2 protein-coding genes are annotated in these 2881 nt (G+C 69.5%); one reads left to right on the top strand and one right to left on the bottom strand.

The genetic code is table 11. The features are described 5' to 3' along the window. Window positions 1–105: 105 nt before the first annotated feature. Complete coding sequence (locus FNX44_RS25665) at window positions 106–579, bottom strand: bifunctional DNA primase/polymerase (RefSeq protein WP_143651369.1); 474 nt, start codon at window positions 577–579, stop codon at window positions 106–108. Between the two features lie 481 nt (window positions 580–1060). Between FNX44_RS25665 and FNX44_RS25660 the strand changes: the two genes are divergently transcribed. Then, window positions 1061–2623 carry an APC family permease gene (locus FNX44_RS25660; protein ID WP_143651368.1) on the top strand — a complete coding sequence of 521 codons (1563 nt, stop codon included), beginning with the start codon at window positions 1061–1063 and terminating at the stop codon, window positions 2621–2623. The last annotated feature ends 258 nt before the right edge of the window (window positions 2624–2881 follow it).

Raw genomic sequence — 2881 nt, 5'->3', positions numbered from 1 at the left:
GTGATACGCCCGGCGCCGGTCTGGTGCGCCGGGCGTATCACTGGCCGCTCGATGTGCTGGCAAGTTGCGCGTTGGGCGGGCTGCTGCTGCTCGCGGTGGCGCTGCTCAGCGGTGACCGTGGGCCGGGGGGCCGTCGGCCAGCAGGGCGGCGGCCTCGTGCATGGCCAGTTCCAGGGTCACCGGGTCGGTGAGGTTCCCGTCGCCGTCGGGTGGCACCAGCCAGCGCACGCCTCCGGTTCGGCGGCCGGGGTAGGGGACGACGATCCAGGTGCCCCGGCCGGCGGCCCGGACTCCGGTGCCGAGCCAGCGGGCGGCGGTGCCGGGTGGCACGAGAAAGCCGGTGCGGGAGTCACCGAAGTCGGCGAGCACCGGTCCGGGCCGGTCGACGAGGGCGGTGAGGACGTCGAGGGTGAGTCCGCCGAGCGCGCCGCTGAGGATCAGCACGTCCCAGCGCAGTCCGGCCGGCAGCAGCGTCACCGCGAGCGGGTTGCGCTCCCACTGGCGTCTGCAGTCCTCGGGGTCGGGCGCCGCCGCGGCCAGCCACTCCACCGCTCGCCTGGTAGCCGTCTCGCCGTTCATGTCGTCCCAACCTCTCCCACGTCGTCGCCCGGCCTTCGGGCGGCGGCCAGCAGAGAGAGCGGGTGAGGCGGTCGGCATTACGCGGGAGTGGACGAGTTCACCGTGCGGGTGTTACCCGCCGGTTCACGTTCGAATTCCGAGATCGGTGCGCCGGGCGGGGATTGTGAGCAGGTCGGCGGGCCGGGAGGGAGGGGCGACGAAGCGGGGAAATCGGTTGTCCCAGGCCGGGTTGCGACCCGCCGGCCACCCCCTGGGCGGTGACGGAAAGTAGTCGCGGAAAATCTGCAGACCGGACAAACCGGGCGCCCTACGATTACCGCAATCCGGAATTCAACTTAACGGATCTTTGCATCCGCGAGAACAATCCGGACACCGCCTTTCATGGCATGATCAACTCCCATTGTCACCTTTGATCCGGAGGAGCGTCGGATGCTGTTGCCGTTGTCCTGTTGCGGAAAACGCACGCTATACGGTCCGTGCCATGGCACAGCTCCTGAACCAGGCGACGTCCCCCGGGGACAGTGAAGTGGCCGCCGGCGAGGACTACAGATCAAAGGGGCTCAGCAAGAACTCCGTCGGTCTCCTCGGCAGCGCGGTCATCGGCCTGTCCACCGTCGCCCCCGTGTACTGCCTCACCAGCACGCTCGGCCCCACGGTCAGCGAGGTGGGGCTCCAGATGCCGGCGATCTTCATCGCGGGCTTCATCCCCATGCTGCTCGTCGCCTTCGCCTACCGAGAGCTGAACAAGGCACTCCCCGACTGCGGCACCTCCTTCACCTGGACCGTGAAGGCGCTCGGCCCCCGTATCGGCTGGCTGACCGGCTGGGGGCTGATGACCGCCACGGTCATCGTGCTGTCGAACCTGGCCGGGGTCGCGGCCGAGTTCTTCTACCTGCTCATCGGCGAGCTCACCGGCAGCCAGGCCATAGTCGACTTCGGCTCCTCCACGGTGGTCCACATCGTCACCGTGCTGCTGTTCATCGCGATAGCGACGGCGATCAGCTACCGGGGGATGACCGCCACCAAGTGGTTCCAGTACTCGCTGGTCACGCTGCAGATGGTCGTGCTCGCGCTGTTCATCGTGATGGCCATGGTCAAGTCCGGCGACGCGCCGGGCGGCGGGGCCACCTCGCTCACCCCCTCGCTCGAGTGGTTCGACCCGCTGTCGGTGAACTCGTTCGCCGCCTTCACCGCGGGCCTGTCCCTGTCGATCTTCATCTACTGGGGGTGGGACACCACCCTGGTGGTGAACGAGGAGACCACCGGCCAGCACAAGACGCCCGGTCGGGCCGCGCTGATCGCGATGCTCGTACTGGTCTCCGCCTACGCGCTCACCGCCGTGGCCGCCCTGATGTACGCGGGCGTCGGCGAGGAGGGCCTGGGCCTGGGCAACCCGGACACCGCCGACAACGTGTTCGCCGTTCTCGCCGGCCCGGTGCTCGGACCGCTGGGCCCGCTGCTGTTCCTGGCCGTGCTGGCCAGCGCCGCCGCGAGCCTGCAGACGACGTTCCTGCCGGCCGCCCGGACGATGCTGGCGATGAGCACCTACGAGGCGTTCCCCCGCTCCTTCGCGAAGGTGCACCCGCGCTTCCACACGCCAGGCCGGGCCACCGTCGCCGCGGGCGTGGCCACCGGTGTGTTCTACGCCGTCATGGTCGTCGTCAGCGAGAACGTACTGATCGACACCATCTACGCACTCGGCCTGATGATCTGCTTCTACTACGCGCTGACCGCCTTCGCCTGCGTCTGGTACTTCCGCCACGACCTGCGGCGCAGCGTGCGGGACGCGGTCTTCAAGGGCGTGCTGCCGGCGCTGGGCGGTCTGATGCTGACTGCCGTGTTCTTCCAGACGATGCGCGACATGTGGGACCCGGCCTACGGCAGCGGCTCTTCCATCGCGGGCATGGGCAGCGTGTTCGTGATCGGCGTCGGGGTGCTGGCCCTGGGCCTGGTGGTGATGGCGGTGATGCAGCGCCGCAGCCCCGCCTTCTTCCGCGGCGAAGTGCTCACCCGCGACACGCCCCCGCTGGTCGCCGAGGACTGAGAGCCCCGGTACAGCGACACACGAGGACGGCCGGTCCGGTGACCGGCCGTCCTCGGCGTGCGTACGGGTCCTCGGGTGTACGGGTCCTCAGTCGAGGTTTCCGGTGACGCCGAGCGTCACGAGGAGGATCAGCAGCACCCACCTCGTCCACCTCGGCGACGCCCTGCTGCGCGCCGGCCTCAGCCACGCGCGGGCCGACGGCGGCCTCGACGCCGAACGGTCGGCGGTGTTCTACCACCCGGCGAACAACGGCTCCCT

Source organism: Streptomyces alkaliterrae (genome assembly GCF_007097205.2).
Lineage (GTDB): Bacteria > Actinomycetota > Actinomycetes > Streptomycetales > Streptomycetaceae > Streptomyces > Streptomyces alkaliterrae.
This window is presented reverse-complemented; position numbering and strand designations above follow the sequence as displayed.

Coding starts and splice junctions, on each gene's coding strand:
- FNX44_RS25665 (WP_143651369.1), bottom strand. CDS start 579: ATGAACGGCGAGACGGCTACCAGGCGAGCGGTGGAGTGGCTGGCCGCG.
- FNX44_RS25660 (WP_143651368.1), top strand. CDS start 1,061: ATGGCACAGCTCCTGAACCAGGCGACGTCCCCCGGGGACAGTGAAGTG.